This window comes from Martinezella lusitana, assembly GCF_016901135.1.
Taxonomy (GTDB): domain Bacteria; phylum Pseudomonadota; class Alphaproteobacteria; order Rhizobiales; family Rhizobiaceae; genus Rhizobium; species Rhizobium lusitanum_D.
Genome location: NZ_JAFEVL010000062.1, coordinates 264,736 through 280,036, shown reverse-complemented (window position 1 = coordinate 280,036; position 15,301 = coordinate 264,736). Strand labels below are relative to the sequence as shown.

The window sequence follows — 15,301 nt, the reverse complement described above, 5'->3', positions numbered from 1 at the left end:
GAGAATTCGAAGGCCGGACGGGATAGGCTGTCGCCGCCCCGTCCGGGTCTTGCTATAGGTAAGATCAGCCCTTCAGGACTTCCACCAGCGTCTTGCCGAGACGCGCCGGCGACGGCGACACGCGGATGCCTGCCGCTTCCATCGCAGCGATCTTGTCTTCCGCGCCGCCCTTGCCGCCGGAGATCACGGCGCCAGCATGGCCCATGGTGCGGCCGGGAGGTGCCGTGCGGCCGGCGATGAAGCCGACCATCGGCTTCTTGCGGCCCTTCTTGGCTTCGTCCTTGAGGAACTGCGCGGCGTCTTCTTCCGCCGAGCCACCGATTTCGCCGATCATGATGATCGACTTGGTTTCGTCGTCGGCGAGGAACATTTCCAGGATGTCGATGAATTCCGTGCCCTTGACCGGGTCGCCGCCGATGCCGACAGCCGTCGTCTGGCCGAGACCTTCATTCGTGGTCTGGAACACGGCTTCATAGGTCAGCGTGCCCGAACGGGAGAGAACGCCGACGGAGCCCTTCTTGAAGATCGAGGCCGGCATGATGCCGATCTTGCATTCGTTCGGGGTCAGCACGCCGGGGCAGTTCGGTCCGATGAGGCGCGACTTCGACTTGTCGAGGCGATCCTTGACCTTGATCATGTCGGCAACCGGAATGCCTTCCGTGATGCAGACGATCAGCGGAATTTCCGCTTCGATCGCTTCGAGGATAGCAGCCGCGGCACCCGCCGGCGGCACGTAGATGACCGAAGCGTTCGCACCGGTCGCTTCCTTGCCTTCGGCGACCGACTTGAAGATCGGCAGCTTTTCGCCGTCCTTGCCGGTCCAGGTTTCACCACCCTTGGAAGGGTGGATACCGCCGACCATCTTCGTGCCGTGATAGGCAAGCGCCTGCTCGGTATGGAAGGTGCCGGTCTTGCCGGTCAGGCCCTGAACCAGAACCTTGGTGTCTTTGTTGATGAGAATGGACATCTTGTCTCAGGCTCCCTTGACTGCCTTGACGATCTTCTGGGCGGCATCGTCCAGGTCATCGGCAGAGATGACGTTGAGACCGGATTCGTTGATGATCTTCTTGCCCAGTTCGACGTTGGTGCCTTCGAGGCGAACGACGAGCGGAACCTTCAGACCGATTTCCTTGACGGCTGCGAGCACGCCTTCGGCGATGACATCGCACTTCATGATGCCGCCGAAGATATTGACCAGGATGCCTTCGACAGCCGGGTCCGCGGTGATGATCTTGAAGGCTGCGGTGACCTTTTCCTTGGTGGCGCCGCCGCCGACATCGAGGAAGTTCGCGGGCTCGGCGCCATAGAGCTTGATGATGTCCATGGTTGCCATGGCAAGGCCGGCGCCGTTGACCATGCAGCCGATGTTGCCGTCGAGGGCAACATAGGCGAGGTCATACTTGTGCGCTTCGATTTCCTTGGCGTCTTCCTCAGACGTATCGCGCAGCGCAACGATATCCTCGTGACGGAACAGCGCGTTGCCGTCGAAGGAGACCTTGGCGTCGAGAACGCGCAGGCGGCCGTTGGTCATGACGATCAGCGGGTTGACCTCCAGCAGCGCCATGTCCTTTTCGACGAAGGCCTTGTAGAGGATCGGGAAGAGCTTGGCGGCGTCTTCGCGGGCAGCCCCTTCGAGCTTCAGCGCGTCGGAGAGGGCGGCCGAATTGGCGGCGGTTACACCGGCCGTCGGATCGATGGCGACGGTGATGATCTTTTCCGGCGTGTCATGCGCGACGGTCTCGATGTCCATGCCACCTTCGGTCGATACGACGAAGGCGACCTGACCGACCGCGCGGTCGACCAGGATCGAGAGGTAGAGTTCGCGGTCGATATCGGCGCCGTCTTCGATGTAGAGGCGGTTGACCTGCTTGCCGGCCGGGCCGGTCTGCTTGGTCACCAGCGTGTGGCCGAGCATTTCCTTGGAATTGGCAACGACGTCCTCGACCGACTTGGCGAGGCGAACGCCACCCTTGGCGTCCGGGCCGAGTTCCTTGAACTTGCCCTTGCCGCGGCCACCGGCGTGGATCTGGCTCTTGACGACATAGAGCGGGCCTGGAAGCTGCTTGGCAGCAGCAGCGGCTTCGTCGGCGGAGAAGATGGCAACGCCGTCCGCGACGGGTGCGCCATAGGTCTTCAGCAGAGCCTTGGCCTGATATTCATGAATGTTCATGGACTTATCCCTGTTATAGCGCGGAAATTACTTCAGCGACGGCGCGATGGCGATGCAGGCTTCGCAAAGGCCGGCGACGGACGCGACCGACTTGTCGAAGGCTTCCTTCTCGGCCTTGTTCAGGTCGATCTCGATGATGCGCTCGACACCGCCGGCGCCGATGACGGTGGGAACGCCGACATACATGTCCTTGACGCCATACTGGCCGTCGAGATGGGCAGCGCTGGGCAGAACGCGCTTCTTGTCCTTGAGGTAGGATTCAGCCATTGCGATGGCGGAGGCGGCCGGAGCGTAATAGGCCGAGCCGGTTTTCAGCAGACCGACGATCTCGGCGCCGCCGTCACGGGTGCGCTGGATGATTTCTTCGAGGCGCTCGTTGGTGAGCCAGCCCATGGTGACGAGGTCCGTCAGCGGAATGCCGGCAACCGTGGAGTAGCGGGCGAGCGGAACCATCGAGTCGCCATGGCCGCCGAGAACGAAAGCGGTGACGTCTTCGACCGATACGTTGAATTCCTTGGCAAGGAAAAGACGGAAGCGCGAGCTATCGAGTACGCCGGCCATGCCGACGACCTTGTTGGCCGGCAGGCCCGAGAATTTCTGCAGCGCCCAGACCATGGCGTCGAGCGGATTGGTGATGCAGATCACGAAGGCATTCGGGGCATACTTCTTGATGCCGGCGCCGACCTGCTCCATGACCTTGAGGTTGATGCCGAGAAGATCGTCGCGGCTCATGCCCGGCTTGCGGGCGACACCGGCGGTGACGATACAGACGTCAGCGCCTTCGATCGCGGAATAGTCGCTGGCGCCGCTGAGGTTGGCGTCGAAGCCTTCGACCGGCGAAGACTGGGCGATGTCGAGACCCTTGCCCTGGGGAATGCCGTCCGCGATGTCGAACAGGACGATGTCGCCCAGTTCCTTCAAGCCGGCGAGATGCGCCAGCGTGCCACCAATCATGCCAGAACCAATAAGTGCGATCTTGTTGCGCGCCATTTCGGTGTATCCTTTGCGATCAAAATCCGTGGCGGGACGCCGAGCGAGGCATCCACAATAGCCGCCAATCGCATAGACCCAAAGGCGGAAATTGGCAATTGATTATTTTGAGAGCAGCAATTTCAATCGGTTAGATCGTAAAGTTCTTACGTAAACGTAAGTCACTCTGTCACCAAATTGTTACTCGGCGGCGCGCTTGGCCCGAGTCTGCGCCAGATAGTCTGCGCTGCGCATCTCGAAAAGCCGAGAGGTCGTGCGGTCGAATTCGAAGCCTTCGGTGCCGCGCCTTTCCGACAGCAGATCCTCCGGCATCGCAGCCGCGGAAACATAAAGACGGATATTATGATCGTAGAGCGTGTCGATGAGAATGATGAAACGCTTGGTCTGGTTGCGCTTTTCCGGCCCGAGTTTCGGCACGCGATCGAGAAAGATCGTATCGAAACGCTCCGCCACAGCGAGGAAATCGGCGGGGCCAAGTGGCGCCTCGCAAAGATCGGCGAAGGAGAAGCGCGCCATGCGATCGACGGCTAGCGGCACGTGGATGGAGCGCCCCTTCCTGGGAATTTCCGTCGGCTGCGCCTTGCGTCCGTGCAGGGCCTGCATCCAGGATGCGTCCATCGCCATATCGGTGCGGTCGTCGATCGGGGTGAGGTAAACAGGCTGGCTGTTCAGCTTCTCCATGCGGTAGTCGGTCGGCGAATCCAGCGTCACGACATCGACGTAGCGCTTCAGAAGATCGATGAAGGGCAGGAACAGGCCACGATTGAGCCCATCGCGATAGAGATTGTCCGGTTCGACGTTCGACGTGGCAATCAGCACGCATCCGAGCGAGAACAGCTCGGAAAACAGCCGCGACAGGATCATCGCATCGGCGATGTCAGTGACGGTGAATTCATCGAAGCAAAGCAGTTCTGCCTCGGCATAGAGATCGGCGGCAATCGGCGGCAACGGATCGGCCTGCTTGGTCTCGCCATTCTTGAACTTCAATCGCTGAGCCGCGATACGGTTGTGAACATCAGTCATGAATTCATGGAAATGCGCCCTGCGCTTCTTCTGGCAGGGCGCCATGGCGAAGAACATATCCATCAACATCGTCTTGCCGCGCCCGACGCTGCCGTGGATATAGAGCCCCTTGATGGTCTCGACCGACTTCTTGCGCGCGGCAAACATCCAGCCGAGCGCGCTCGACTTGCTTGCGGGACGCTTCCGCTTGAGATCGGCAAGCACCCGATCCAGCAATTTCGCCACGTTCATTTGCGCCGAATCCACCTGAAGCGATCCGGAGACCGTCAACGCCTTCAGCTGCTCGCAGACGCTGTGGGAATAGTCGGGCATGGGCTGCATGGGGAAATACCCGCCTGTGCAAAAGGGAACACGCCCAAGGAGCGTGCCCCGTCAGATAAGCTTACCGGCTGAGGCTGAGCGGCTGACCGGAAGCGGTGGAGCCATCAAAGCGCGCATCGGCCGTCTTGTAGAGCGTTCCGATCGTGCTGCCATCGCGGTTCTTCAAGAGAACCTGCTTGCCGGAGACTTCCCAGGATCCCATTGCGGTGAGCTCGCCCGAGCAACCACGCGTGCCGCCACGGGAGCCGCTGCCGAGGTTGGTGAGCGTGAGGAACATGTCACAGCTCGATCCGCCATTGCTGACCTTCCAGCTGCCGACCATCGATTCCTTGGTGACGTCCATGGCGGAAGCAGCCATCGCCTGCTGTTGCTGTGGGTTGCCCGCGTTCGGCGCGTTCGTCGGCGCTGCCGGAAACTGCGAACCATTGGCGCCGTTCACAGGAGGAAGCTGACTTGACTGAACGGAGGGAACAGGCTGTGCCTGCAATGGCGGGGCCGAATAATTGTCGTTGTATGCTGTGCGCTGGCAACCGGCAAGCGACAGACCTATCGCAGCAGCCGTCACTGCATATCTGAACTGCATCATCACACTCCTAATTAATTGTCCACCGCTGACATTTGCAAAGTAATGCTCAATGACGTGGGAATTATCGTATTTCACTTTGGTTAATCAAGTCGATACCGCCATAAATTGCCGTCGGTCATAGCTGGACAAGAATCGGGTGGTTTCAAGACATAGTCCGCGAAACTTCACCCGAATGGGTGCTGTCGACAAATTTCCGTATCCAAGCGTGGTGCATTCGCATCAGCGACTTTGGCCGAAGTGGGCAGAAAGCTTGCAATGGCACGGCGAAATTCACCTGGAGACTTTAAACCGTTGCCACCCTCGGCATCGCTTCGGTCATGCTGCCGAAGCGATGACTCCGATGGCAGGCCTTGTGGAATCGGATGCCACTGAAAAGCATCGAACGGCGGGTCAAACCCGCCGCTCGACCATCATCTTCTTGATTTCAGCGATTGCCTTGGCCGGGTTCAGACCCTTCGGGCAGGTCTGGGCGCAGTTCATGATCGTGTGGCAGCGATAGAGGCGGAATGGATCTTCGAGATTGTCGAGACGTTCGCCCGTGGCCTCATCGCGGCTGTCGATCAGCCAGCGATAGGCCTGCAGCAGGACGGCGGGGCCGAGATAACGGTCGCCGTTCCACCAATAGCTCGGACAGGAGGTCGAGCAGCAGGCGCACAGGATGCATTCGTAAAGGCCGTCGAGCTTCAGGCGGTCTTCGTGGCTCTGCTTCCATTCCTTGGCCGGTGGCGGCGATACCGTCTTCAGCCAGGGTTCGATCGAGCGGTGCTGCGCATAGAAATTCGTCAGATCCGGAACGAGGTCCTTAACGACGGGCAGATGCGGCAGCGGATAGATCTTCACGGTACCCTTGATCTCGTCCAGGCCCTTGGTGCAGGCGAGCGTATTGGTGCCGTCGATGTTCATCGCGCAGGAGCCGCAGATGCCCTCGCGACAGGACCGGCGCAGCGTCAGCGTCGGGTCGATCTTGTTCTTGATATAGAGCAGACCGTCGAGCACCATCGGGCCGCAATCGTCGATATCGATGTAATAGGTATCGATGCTCGGGTTCAGACCGTCATCCGGGCTCCAGCGATAGACGCGGAATTCGCGCGTATTCTTGGCGCCGACCGGCTTCGGCCAGACCTTGCCTTCGCGCATCTGAGAGTTCTTGGGGAGAGCGAGTTCAACCATGGTCAGTTCCTCTCAGATCAGTACACGCGTGCCTTGGGCTCGATCTTGTGCGGATCGATGCCCTCGGCGATCAGGTCGGTGTGGACGGGACGATAGTCGAGCTTCACATCGCCGGCCTCGTTGATCCAGGCGAGCGTATGTTTGCGCCAGTTCTCGTCGTCGCGGCCGCTGAACTTGCCCTCGGTGTAGTCCTCGCGGGCATGCGAGCCGCGGCTTTCCTTGCGGGCCTCGGCGCCATAGATCGTCGTGATGGCGTTGGCCATCAGATTGTGCAGTTCCAGCGTCTCGACGAGATCGGAATTCCAGATCAGCGAACGGTCGGTGACCTTGATGTCGGACAGCTCCTTCCAGATCTCCGAAATGCGGCGGCAGCCGGATTCCAGCGATTCCTGCGTGCGGAACACCGCAGCGTCTTCCTGCATGGCGCGCTGCATCCTCTCGCGCAGCGCCGCCGTCGGCGTGCTGCCACTGGCGTGGCGCAGACGGTCGAAGCGTTCCATGATCTTGTCGCAGGCGGCCACGTTGACCGGCGGAACAGGGCCGACGCGGTCGATGACCTGACCGGCGCGGATAGCTGCGGCGCGGCCGAAGACCACAAGGTCGATCAGCGAGTTGGAGCCGAGACGGTTAGCGCCGTGCACCGAGGCGCAGCCGGCCTCGCCGACGGCCATCAGGCCCGGTAGGATCCGCTCGGGATTGTTGCTGTCGGCATTCAGCACCTCGCCCCAATAGTTGGTGGGAATGCCGCCCATGTTGTAGTGGACGGTCGGCAGCACCGGGATCGGCTCGCGGGTCACGTCGACGCCGGCGAAAATGCGCGCACTCTCGGAAATGCCCGGCAGGCGCTCGTGCAGCACGGCCGGATCGAGATGGTCGAGATGCAGGAAGATGTGATCCTTATTCTTGCCGACGCCGCGACCCTCGCGGATTTCCAGCGTCATGCAGCGCGAAACCACGTCGCGCGAGGCAAGGTCCTTCGCCGAAGGAGCATAGCGTTCCATGAAGCGCTCACCCTCGGAATTGACGAGATAGCCGCCTTCGCCGCGCGCGCCTTCGGTGATCAGACATCCCGAACCGTAGATGCCGGTCGGATGGAACTGCACGAACTCCATGTCCTGCAGCGGCAGCCCGGCGCGGGCCACCATGCCGCCGCCGTCACCAGTGCAGGTGTGAGCCGACGTCGCCGAGAAATAGGCACGGCCGTAGCCGCCGGTCGCCAGCACCACCATCTTGGCGGCGAAGCGATGGATCGTGCCGTCGTCGAGACACCAGGCGACGACGCCGGTGCAGCGGCTGCCATCGTCAGACATGATCAGATCGAGCGCGAAATACTCGATGAAGAATTCGGCATTGTTGCGCAGCGACTGGCCATAGAGCGTGTGCAGGATGGCGTGGCCGGTACGGTCGGCGGCAGCACAGGTGCGCTGCACCGGCGGTCCATCGCCGAAATTCTGCATGTGGCCGCCGAACGGGCGCTGATAGATCTTGCCTTCCTCGTTGCGCGAGAACGGCACGCCGTAGTGCTCGAGTTCATAAACGGCCTTCGGCGCTTCCATGACCATGTATTGCATGGCGTCGACGTCGCCGAGCCAGTCGGAGCCCTTGACGGTGTCATAGAGATGCCACTGCCAGCTGTCCGGCGTCATGTTCTGCAGCGAGGCGGCAATGCCGCCCTGGGCTGCGACGGTGTGCGAACGGGTCGGGAAGACCTTGGTGATGCAGGCAGTGCGGAAGCCCTGCTCGGCCATGCCGAGCGTGGCGCGCAGGCCGGCGCCGCCGGCGCCAACGACGATCACGTCATAGGAGTGATCGACATATTTGTAGGCTGTCCCATTCTGAGCAGGTGAGTTCGGTGCCATGATACAATTATCCTACGAACGCGATCTTCAGAATGGCGAAAAGACAGAGCCCCGCCATGATGACCGCGAAAAACGTGTTGAGCATGAGAAGGACGATCTTGCCGAATTCGCCGTGGACATAATCCTCGATGATGACCTGCATGCCGAGCTTCATGTGAATGATGCCGGAGATCACCATGAGCCCCATGATGACGGCGACGAGCGGGTTCGACAGCGCATGCACGACTTCCGCGTAAGGCGCGCCGGCATAGATCAGCAGGAAAATGACGAAGAAAATGAAGAGCGGAACGTTGGCGACGGCAGTCAGGCGCTGACGCCAGAAATGATCGGTGCCTTCCTTGGCGGAACCGAGACCGCGGACTTTACCCAAAGGGGTGCGCATATCCATGAGAAATATCCTCTAAAGCATGATCCCGAAAATCACTGACCGACTTTCGGAAACGATCGCACCAATCAACCCAGCCTGATGACGATGCCGATGATCCAGACCAGCACGGTCAGACAGATCGACGCGATAAGCGTGACCTTGGCCATCCTGGTCGAGACGGCAGGATCGAAACCGTAACCGAGATCCCAGACGAAATGGCGCAGGCCACCGAGCATGTGATGCAGCAGCGCCCATGTATAGCCGAACAGAATGAGTCGGCCGATGATCGTGCCCAGGATCCAGTTGACCAGATCAAAATAGCCCTGGCCGGTCGCCGCGGCGATCAGCCACCAGGCAACCAGCACCGTGCCGAAGTAGAGCGCGCCGCCGGTAATGCGGTGAACGATCGACATGACCATGGTGGGAATGGGTTTGTAGATTTGCAGATGCGGCGACAGGGGCCGGTTTTGTGTGACGTTCGCCATCAGAACCTCGCGGCGTTACGGTACGCTTAGAACCCGGATATCCGGGGCAACGCGCGCGCAGAGACATGCAGTGTGCGTTGCATCATTGCGACCATTAATCACCCGGACGCCTATCGACAAGCACAATTGATGCCTGCATCGAATTTAATCGATTCGGATCGCTCTGCACTTTAGCGAGCATGCAACGACGGGCTTCCCATTCCGGGCTATTTACCATTTCGGCAACCCTGACGTGGACTTCGCGACGGTCTTGCGGCATTCTGCCGTTAATATTTCATTAACCGGTCGAAGCAGGGGCGAATCATGAAGCCGCATCTTTTCAGGGCAGCAGCGCTCGTTTTGGTGGCAGCCGTCCTTTCGTCCACGGCAGCACTTGCGGGCGATTATCGCCACTGGCGTCATCACAATCATTCCGGCATCGTGCGCCTGCCTGAAATCTCGTCCTCGCAGGGTTTCCGGCAACAGCAACCAGCCAGAATCGTCCTCATGGAACCGCGCGAAGCCGCAAACACCGGCACCTATGCCGGTACGGCCGATGTCTATCAGGCGAATGGCGGCACCTATGTCATCGGCTATGGCGGCTACAATCCCTATGCCCGTCCTGCCGCGATGCAGCCAAGGCCGCGCGCCAAGGTCATCAACGTCCGCTATGCCGACAATCCCTGCTCGTACGAAGCCGGCGTCTGCGTGATCAGGCCCTGACGGTCTTCAGAGCATTTCCAGGAAAAGTGTGAAGCGGTTTTCCGCGTGGAAATGCTTCAAAACAAAGCGCTCTAGCCGCCGAGAAACCGCCAGACGGTCGTCTTCTTGATTTCGCTGTCCTCCAGCGCACGCGTCACCGGCACCTGATAGGTCGCCTGCGCCTCTAGGCGATTCTTGGGGAGATAGGCCCTGCCGGGATCGCCGACCAGAACGAGCTTCCCCTCGCCCGCCAATTGCCACAGCCATGGAACCAGGCTCGCGGCAAAACCGGGATCGTAGAAGACGTCGCCGGCGAGAATAACCTCCGCATCCACGGCATGGCCAATGATCTCGTCGCCGGCGAAGTCGAGATTTACACCATTTTCAGCCGCATTCAGCCGGATTGCGGTGCCGGCCCAGGGGTCGATATCGACGGCGAGCACATGGCGGGCACCGGCGCGCTTCGCAGCAATTCCCACGAGTCCCGAGCCGCTGGCAAAATCCAGCACCGTCCGGCCGGCAACCATTTCCGGATGGTCGAGAATGTAGCGTGCCAGTCCCTGGCCGCCAGCCCAGGCAAAAGCCCAGAAGGGCGGCGGCAGGCCGATTTCTTCCAGCTCCTCTTCCGTCTTCAGCCAGAGCTCATGCGCTTCGCTTGCCAGATGCAGCCGGATTTCCGGCACATGCGGCGGCGCCATGAGGCTGGTATTGGCGCGGATGAAGCTTTCCGGATCGGTTTTCAAACGTTCCTCGAACCGGATCAGACCGGTGGGTTGTCCAGACCGTTCAGTTCACCCATGCGGCAGACTTCGAGCCATTCGTCATCCGTCACCGGCTGCACCGAAAGCCGCATGGAGGTGACGAGCGCCATCTGCGACAGCTTCGGATTGGCCTTGATGTCCTTCAAGGAGACAAACTTCGGCATATCACGGACGGCGCGGATATCGACGCATTCCCAGCGCGGGTCGTCCTTGGCGGTCGAATCCGGATGCGCCAGCGCGCAAACCTCGACGATACCGACGATCTCCAGCCCGTCATTGGAATGGTAGAAGAAACCCTTGTCGCCGATCTGCATCGCCCGCATGTTGTTGCGGGCGAGATAGTTGCGCACGCCGGTCCACTCGGTTCCCTTTTCCCCGGCATCCTTCTGCCGCTGCCAGGACCAGGAAGACGGCTCGGATTTATAAAGCCAGTGCGCCATGCCTCATGCCTCCGGATTGTTGAAGACCCAATTGAACGGCTTGATCTCGACGCTCTCGAACAGGCCGGCCTTCGCATAGGGATCCGCATCCGCGATCGCCTTTGCCGCATCAAGGGTCTCGGCACTGACGACGACGAGGCTGCCATTCGGCTTGCCGTCGGCATCGAGGAAAGGCCCCGCCATCTTCAGCGTCCCCTCGGCATTCAGCTTATTCAGATGCTCCACATGCGCCGGGCGCGTCTCCATGCGGACATTCAGGTGACCGGGTTTGTCCTTGCAGACAAAGGCGAACAGCATTGTTTGGCTCTCCTTTTGAAAAGGCGAAGATTATTCCGCCTCCGCGGAATCATCGCCGAATGAAATTTCTCGCACTTTGGTACGAGGTCGCCGGAGATCAAGATCAACTCCAACGAGGGGTGAATTGCGCAAAGCTGCGAAGACGCCGCCCTTTTTGGGCAATTCTTCGGAAGTCGTTCGATTTTCAACATGGTGCTTTTCTGGCTCGTCCATGAAACCCTCCAGCTTCGTCAATGACGTATTATCTAACAAGGAAGATCGTCAATGGAGCGCGGCAGCTTAATCATTCCGTCGTAATCGGCCGCGTCATCAAACGCCCGATGGCAGTCGCTATGTCGAGCTTGCCGTCGATGATGGCTGAAACTGCTTCGGTAATCGGCATGTCGACACCGATTTCGCCAGCGAGCCGCGCGGCGATGGAAGCAGCATAGGCGCCTTCGACCAACGTGCCGTGCGTCGGATCACCCGCTTCTCCGCGACCAAGCGCGATGCCGAATCGCAGGTTGCGGGATTGATGGCTGGTGGCCGTCAGCACGAGGTCGCCGAGGCCGGAAAGCCCGCGCACCGTCTCCGCCTTGCCGCCCTTGGCCGCAACGAAGCGCGACATTTCGGCCAGCCCGCGGCTGATCAAGGCCGCACGCGCGGAATCGCCGATGCCCCGTCCTTCGACGATGCCGCAGGCAATGGCCAGGACGTTTTTCAAAGCTCCCCCGAGCTGCACGCCGATGCGATCATCCGAGGCATAGAGACGGAAGCTCGGGCCGGAGATCGCCTGCGCAAGCCTTTCTGCCACCGCCATGTCGGCAGCAGCGATCGCCATGGCCGTCGGCAGACCCTTGGCGATATCAGTGGCGAAGCCCGGTCCGGAGAGGACGGCGATGGCATGTTGCGGCAGTTCCCGCTCGAGCATCTCGGTCAAAAGATCGCCGGAGACCTTGTCGATGCCCTTGGCGCAGGTGACGACGACGGCATCCTTGGCAAGGTAAGGCCCATAGAGCTTGGCCGCATCGGCCTGCGCCTGCGACGGCATGGCGAAAAGGACGATGCCGGCGTCGGAAACGGAATCCGGGTCGGCCGAAAACTGCAACGAATCCGGAAGCGTGACCCCAGGCAATACGGCATCATGCATCCGGTCGGCGGCAAGATCGGCCATCAGTGCCGCCTTGCGCCCGACGAGCGTCACATCGCTCCGGCCGGTCAGTGCGATAACGGCCGCGAGCGCCGTGCCGAAAGCGCCAGCGCCGATGACTGCGATCCGTTCGTTGCCGCTCATGCTTTCGCTCCACGTTTGCCATGACCCAGGAGGGTTTCCGCCTTCTGATCCAGCGGCCAGCGCGAACGCGGCTGCACATCGAGATCGTCAGGGGCGACGCCCTTTGCCATGCGCTCCAGTCCGGCCCAGGCGATCATGACGGCATTATCCGTACACAGCCTCAATGGCGGCGCGATGAACCGGAATCCATTGGTGTCGCAAAGTTCCTGCAGCGTGCGGCGCAGCTCGAGATTGGCGGCAACGCCGCCGGCAACCACGAGCGCCGGCGTTTCCGTCGTCTTCGGGAATTCCGCCTTGAAGCGTTGCAGGCCGCGGCCGATGCGGTCCTTCAAGGTACGTGAGACCGCCCTCTGGAAAGAGGCGCAGATATCGGCGATATCCTGCTCCGTGACCGGCGCAATCGCCGTTGCCGCCTGCCGCACCGCCGTCTTCAGGCCGGAGAAGGAAAAGTCGAGCCGCGTTTCGCCGACCAACGGCCTTGGGAAATCGAAGCGATCAGCATCGCCGTTCCTGGCTGCCGCCTCCACGGCCGGGCCGCCGGGATAAGGAAGACCCAGCAGTTTGGCCGTCTTGTCGAAGGCTTCGCCGAGCGCATCATCGATCGTCGTGCCCCAGCGCTCGTATTCACCGACGCCGCGCACGAGGATAAGCTGCGTATGGCCACCGGAAACGAGCAGCATCAGATAGGGAAAGGCAAGCCCGTCGGTCAGCCTCGCCGTCAGGGCATGGCCTTCCAGATGGTTGATGGCGTAGAGTGGCTTGCCTGTGGCACGCGAGATCGCCTTGCCGGTCATCAACCCCACAAGCAGCCCGCCGATGAGGCCGGGGCCTGACGTCGCGGCAATGGCATCGACGTCCGAGAGCGACACATTGGCGCGTTTCAATGCCTCGTCGATCAGCGTATCCAGCGCCTCGACATGCGCCCGCGCAGCAATTTCCGGCACGACGCCGCCATAAGCGCTATGCTCGTCCAGTTGGCTCAGCACGACATCGGAGCAAACCGTGGACGTGCCGTCTTCTAGGCGTTCGACAATAGCTGCAGCGGTTTCGTCGCAGCTTGTTTCGATGCCGAGAATGCGAAGAAAGGACGCCATGGAAGTCGTTCGTTGCCTGTTGGTCGATTGCGATGAAGCGGAAATATGGTTACGGGAACTGTCGGTAACAACGGATCAAAGCGGATGCAAACAAAACCTTTCCGGATCGGCACGCGCGGCAGCCCGCTGGCGCTCGCCCAGGCACACGAGGCCCGCGACCGCCTGATGGCGGCGCATGGCCTTCCGGAGGAGATGTTCGAGATCGTCGTTCTCACAACCAAGGGCGACCGCATCACCGATCGCTCGTTGGCGGCAATCGGCGGCAAGGGCCTATTCACGGAAGAGCTGGAAGAGAAGCTGACCTCGGGCGAGCTCGACTTCGCCGTGCACTCGGCCAAGGACATGGCGACGAAACTTCCGCAAGGACTGGCGCTATCAGCCTATCTGCCGCGCGAGGACATCCGCGATTCCGTCATCGGCCGCACGGCACCAAGATTGATCGAATTACCGCATGGCGCGACCGTCGGCTCCGCGTCGCTGCGCCGCCAGGCGCTGATCCGCCGCCTGCGCCCCGATATCAACGTCATCACCTTTCGCGGCTCGGTCCAGACCCGGCTGCGCAAGCTGGAAGAGGGGCAGGCGGATGCAACGCTGCTCGCCGTTGCCGGCCTGAAGCGGCTCGGCAGGGTCGAGGTCATCACCGACATCCTCGATCCCGACGAATTCCCGCCGGCACCGGCACAGGGCGCGATCGCCATCGAAAGCCGCATTGACGACAACAGGATGAACGACCTGCTTGCCGCCATCAATGACAGCCCCACCTTCGATACCGTCTCCTGCGAGCGCGCCTTCCTGGCAGCCCTTGACGGTTCCTGTCGCACACCGATTGCCGGCTATGCAATTTGCGAGGGAGATCACCTGCGGTTCTTCGGCATGATCCTGACGCCTGATGGACAGCAGGTGCATACGACCACCATCGAGGGCAATCGTCGCGATGCCGAGGCGCTCGGCACCAATGCCGGCCAAGCGATTCGCGCCGAGGCGGGCAGCACCTTCTTCGAAGACTGGATCTGACGTCCGATGCGCGTCGTCGTCACCCGCCCCCAGCATTCGGGTGAACGCACCGTCAGGCGGTTGGCGCAGATGGGCCATGAGGCGCTGTTGCTGCCGCTGGCGGAGCCGGTCCATCTCGTTGAAGAGGCCTGGCAAGCGCTCCTGGACACAGAAGGCGCCATCGCCGTCACCAGCGCCGAAGCGATTCGGGTTCTTGCTTTATTGGGTTCCGATCTCGCCGAACATCTCGGCCGGCCGCTCTTTGCCGTCGGCAGGGCAACGGCCAAAGAGGCGGCAAACCTCGGCTTCACCAATGTTGTCATATCCGAAGGAGGCGGCGGCACGGAGCTGGCCGCCTTGATTTCCGGCCACGCTGCCAGCCTTGCCAAGGCTCCCCTCCTCTATCTCGCGGGCCATCCCCGCGCCGCCGGCTTCGAGACCAGATTGGCGGAGCTGCAACTGCCGTTCCGCACAGTGGAATGTTACCGGATGCTAGATATCGTTCCCGAGGATGATAGCCTTCGCCGGCTTTTCATCGACCGGAATGTCGATGCGGTGCTGCTTTATTCCCATCAGACGGCGCAACGTTTTTTCGGCTTGTCGTTCGTGCAACGAAATCGAGAGATCTTCACCGAGACCCGATTCCTCTGCTTGAGCGAGGCCATCGCCGAAGCGATTCCGGCTGCAATGCGTTTACACGTCGATACCGCCGACATGCCGAATGAGGACCGACTTCTGGCGCTGCTTGACGCTGAGTAAGGCCGTAATTTTGATCTAAGGTCTTTCCATAA

18 protein-coding genes are annotated in these 15,301 nt (G+C 61.0%); 3 read left to right on the top strand and 15 right to left on the bottom strand.

What is annotated here, in order from left to right:
• Positions 1-64: 64 nt before the first annotated feature.
• The 9 genes from sucD to sdhC form a co-directional block, all read right to left on the bottom strand.
• Positions 65-967, bottom strand: coding sequence for a succinate--CoA ligase subunit alpha (sucD, locus tag JTP94_RS27800; RefSeq protein ID WP_204853659.1), 903 nt, complete (start codon positions 965-967; stop codon positions 65-67).
• 6 nt (positions 968-973) lie between these two features.
• Positions 974-2,170, bottom strand: a complete 1,197-nt coding sequence (gene sucC / locus JTP94_RS27795; RefSeq protein WP_204853658.1) for an ADP-forming succinate--CoA ligase subunit beta — start codon at positions 2,168-2,170, stop codon at positions 974-976.
• A 27-nt stretch (positions 2,171-2,197) separates the two neighbouring features.
• Positions 2,198-3,160 (bottom strand): malate dehydrogenase, encoded by a 963-nt coding sequence (mdh, locus tag JTP94_RS27790; RefSeq protein WP_204853657.1) that lies wholly within the window; start codon positions 3,158-3,160, stop codon positions 2,198-2,200.
• A gap of 180 nt (positions 3,161-3,340) precedes the next feature.
• Positions 3,341-4,504: a cell division protein ZapE gene (zapE, locus tag JTP94_RS27785; RefSeq protein ID WP_204853656.1), complete on the bottom strand. Its 1,164-nt coding sequence runs from the start codon at positions 4,502-4,504 to the stop codon at positions 3,341-3,343.
• A 61-nt stretch (positions 4,505-4,565) separates the two neighbouring features.
• Positions 4,566-5,087 (bottom strand): protease inhibitor Inh/omp19 family protein, encoded by a 522-nt coding sequence (locus tag JTP94_RS27780; protein WP_204853655.1) that lies wholly within the window; start codon positions 5,085-5,087, stop codon positions 4,566-4,568.
• Positions 5,088-5,480: 393 nt separating this feature from the next.
• Positions 5,481-6,260 (bottom strand): succinate dehydrogenase iron-sulfur subunit, encoded by a 780-nt coding sequence (locus tag JTP94_RS27775; RefSeq protein ID WP_204853654.1) that lies wholly within the window; start codon positions 6,258-6,260, stop codon positions 5,481-5,483.
• 17 nt (positions 6,261-6,277) lie between these two features.
• On the bottom strand, positions 6,278-8,119 hold the full coding sequence (sdhA, locus tag JTP94_RS27770) for a succinate dehydrogenase flavoprotein subunit (RefSeq protein ID WP_204853653.1): 1,842 nt from the start codon (positions 8,117-8,119) through the stop codon (positions 6,278-6,280).
• A gap of 7 nt (positions 8,120-8,126) precedes the next feature.
• A complete protein-coding gene (sdhD, locus tag JTP94_RS27765; protein ID WP_034508964.1) occupies positions 8,127-8,507 on the bottom strand; it encodes a succinate dehydrogenase, hydrophobic membrane anchor protein in 381 nt (126 codons plus the stop codon).
• 65 nt (positions 8,508-8,572) lie between these two features.
• Entirely contained in the window at positions 8,573-8,971 is a 399-nt protein-coding gene (gene sdhC, locus JTP94_RS27760) for a succinate dehydrogenase, cytochrome b556 subunit (protein WP_204853652.1), read from the bottom strand.
• A gap of 303 nt (positions 8,972-9,274) precedes the next feature.
• Here sdhC and JTP94_RS27755 point away from each other — a divergent pair, with 303 nt between their 5' ends.
• Positions 9,275-9,673: a hypothetical protein gene (locus JTP94_RS27755; protein ID WP_204853651.1), complete on the top strand. Its 399-nt coding sequence runs from the start codon at positions 9,275-9,277 to the stop codon at positions 9,671-9,673.
• A 71-nt stretch (positions 9,674-9,744) separates the two neighbouring features.
• Here the strand turns inward: JTP94_RS27755 and JTP94_RS27750 are convergent, their stop codons facing one another.
• From JTP94_RS27750 to tsaD, 6 genes are all read right to left on the bottom strand, one after another.
• Positions 9,745-10,395, bottom strand: coding sequence for a methyltransferase (locus JTP94_RS27750; RefSeq protein ID WP_204853650.1), 651 nt, complete (start codon positions 10,393-10,395; stop codon positions 9,745-9,747).
• A gap of 17 nt (positions 10,396-10,412) precedes the next feature.
• The gene (locus JTP94_RS27745) at positions 10,413-10,853 is read right to left on the bottom strand and encodes an EVE domain-containing protein (RefSeq protein ID WP_204853649.1); all 441 of its coding nucleotides are present in this window, start codon (positions 10,851-10,853) and stop codon (positions 10,413-10,415) included.
• A gap of 3 nt (positions 10,854-10,856) precedes the next feature.
• The gene (locus tag JTP94_RS27740) at positions 10,857-11,150 is read right to left on the bottom strand and encodes a YciI-like protein (protein ID WP_204853648.1); all 294 of its coding nucleotides are present in this window, start codon (positions 11,148-11,150) and stop codon (positions 10,857-10,859) included.
• 30 nt (positions 11,151-11,180) lie between these two features.
• Positions 11,181-11,363: a hypothetical protein gene (locus JTP94_RS27735; protein ID WP_204853647.1), complete on the bottom strand. Its 183-nt coding sequence runs from the start codon at positions 11,361-11,363 to the stop codon at positions 11,181-11,183.
• A 70-nt stretch (positions 11,364-11,433) separates the two neighbouring features.
• The gene (locus tag JTP94_RS27730; protein WP_204853646.1) at positions 11,434-12,423 is read right to left on the bottom strand and encodes an NAD(P)H-dependent glycerol-3-phosphate dehydrogenase; all 990 of its coding nucleotides are present in this window, start codon (positions 12,421-12,423) and stop codon (positions 11,434-11,436) included.
• The gene (gene tsaD, locus JTP94_RS27725) at positions 12,420-13,517 is read right to left on the bottom strand and encodes a tRNA (adenosine(37)-N6)-threonylcarbamoyltransferase complex transferase subunit TsaD (protein WP_204853645.1); all 1,098 of its coding nucleotides are present in this window, start codon (positions 13,515-13,517) and stop codon (positions 12,420-12,422) included. Before tsaD ends, JTP94_RS27730 begins: the two co-directional genes overlap by 4 nt.
• An 84-nt stretch (positions 13,518-13,601) precedes the next feature.
• On the opposite strand from tsaD, the gene hemC reads away from it, so the two are divergent.
• Both hemC and JTP94_RS27715 read left to right on the top strand, forming a co-directional pair.
• On the top strand, positions 13,602-14,531 hold the full coding sequence (gene hemC / locus JTP94_RS27720; protein ID WP_204853644.1) for a hydroxymethylbilane synthase: 930 nt from the start codon (positions 13,602-13,604) through the stop codon (positions 14,529-14,531).
• 6 nt (positions 14,532-14,537) lie between these two features.
• Positions 14,538-15,269, top strand: a complete 732-nt coding sequence (locus JTP94_RS27715; protein ID WP_204853643.1) for a uroporphyrinogen-III synthase — start codon at positions 14,538-14,540, stop codon at positions 15,267-15,269.
• The last annotated feature ends 32 nt before the right edge of the window (positions 15,270-15,301 follow it).

Bases quoted from the DNA above. Each gene is read 5' to 3' on its own strand.
- sucD (WP_204853659.1), bottom strand. From the start codon at position 967: ATGTCCATTCTCATCAACAAAGACACCAAGGTTCTGGTTCAGGGCCTG.
- sucC (WP_204853658.1), bottom strand. From the start codon at position 2,170: ATGAACATTCATGAATATCAGGCCAAGGCTCTGCTGAAGACCTATGGC.
- mdh (WP_204853657.1), bottom strand. From the start codon at position 3,160: ATGGCGCGCAACAAGATCGCACTTATTGGTTCTGGCATGATTGGTGGC.
- zapE (WP_204853656.1), bottom strand. From the start codon at position 4,504: ATGCAGCCCATGCCCGACTATTCCCACAGCGTCTGCGAGCAGCTGAAG.
- JTP94_RS27780 (WP_204853655.1), bottom strand. From the start codon at position 5,087: ATGCAGTTCAGATATGCAGTGACGGCTGCTGCGATAGGTCTGTCGCTT.
- JTP94_RS27775 (WP_204853654.1), bottom strand. From the start codon at position 6,260: ATGGTTGAACTCGCTCTCCCCAAGAACTCTCAGATGCGCGAAGGCAAG.
- sdhA (WP_204853653.1), bottom strand. From the start codon at position 8,119: ATGGCACCGAACTCACCTGCTCAGAATGGGACAGCCTACAAATATGTC.
- sdhD (WP_034508964.1), bottom strand. From the start codon at position 8,507: ATGGATATGCGCACCCCTTTGGGTAAAGTCCGCGGTCTCGGTTCCGCC.
- sdhC (WP_204853652.1), bottom strand. From the start codon at position 8,971: ATGGCGAACGTCACACAAAACCGGCCCCTGTCGCCGCATCTGCAAATC.
- JTP94_RS27755 (WP_204853651.1), top strand. From the start codon at position 9,275: ATGAAGCCGCATCTTTTCAGGGCAGCAGCGCTCGTTTTGGTGGCAGCC.
- JTP94_RS27745 (WP_204853649.1), bottom strand. From the start codon at position 10,853: ATGGCGCACTGGCTTTATAAATCCGAGCCGTCTTCCTGGTCCTGGCAG.
- JTP94_RS27740 (WP_204853648.1), bottom strand. From the start codon at position 11,150: ATGCTGTTCGCCTTTGTCTGCAAGGACAAACCCGGTCACCTGAATGTC.
- JTP94_RS27735 (WP_204853647.1), bottom strand. From the start codon at position 11,363: ATGGACGAGCCAGAAAAGCACCATGTTGAAAATCGAACGACTTCCGAA.
- JTP94_RS27730 (WP_204853646.1), bottom strand. From the start codon at position 12,423: ATGAGCGGCAACGAACGGATCGCAGTCATCGGCGCTGGCGCTTTCGGC.
- tsaD (WP_204853645.1), bottom strand. From the start codon at position 13,517: ATGGCGTCCTTTCTTCGCATTCTCGGCATCGAAACAAGCTGCGACGAA.
- hemC (WP_204853644.1), top strand. From the start codon at position 13,602: ATGCAAACAAAACCTTTCCGGATCGGCACGCGCGGCAGCCCGCTGGCG.
- JTP94_RS27715 (WP_204853643.1), top strand. From the start codon at position 14,538: ATGCGCGTCGTCGTCACCCGCCCCCAGCATTCGGGTGAACGCACCGTC.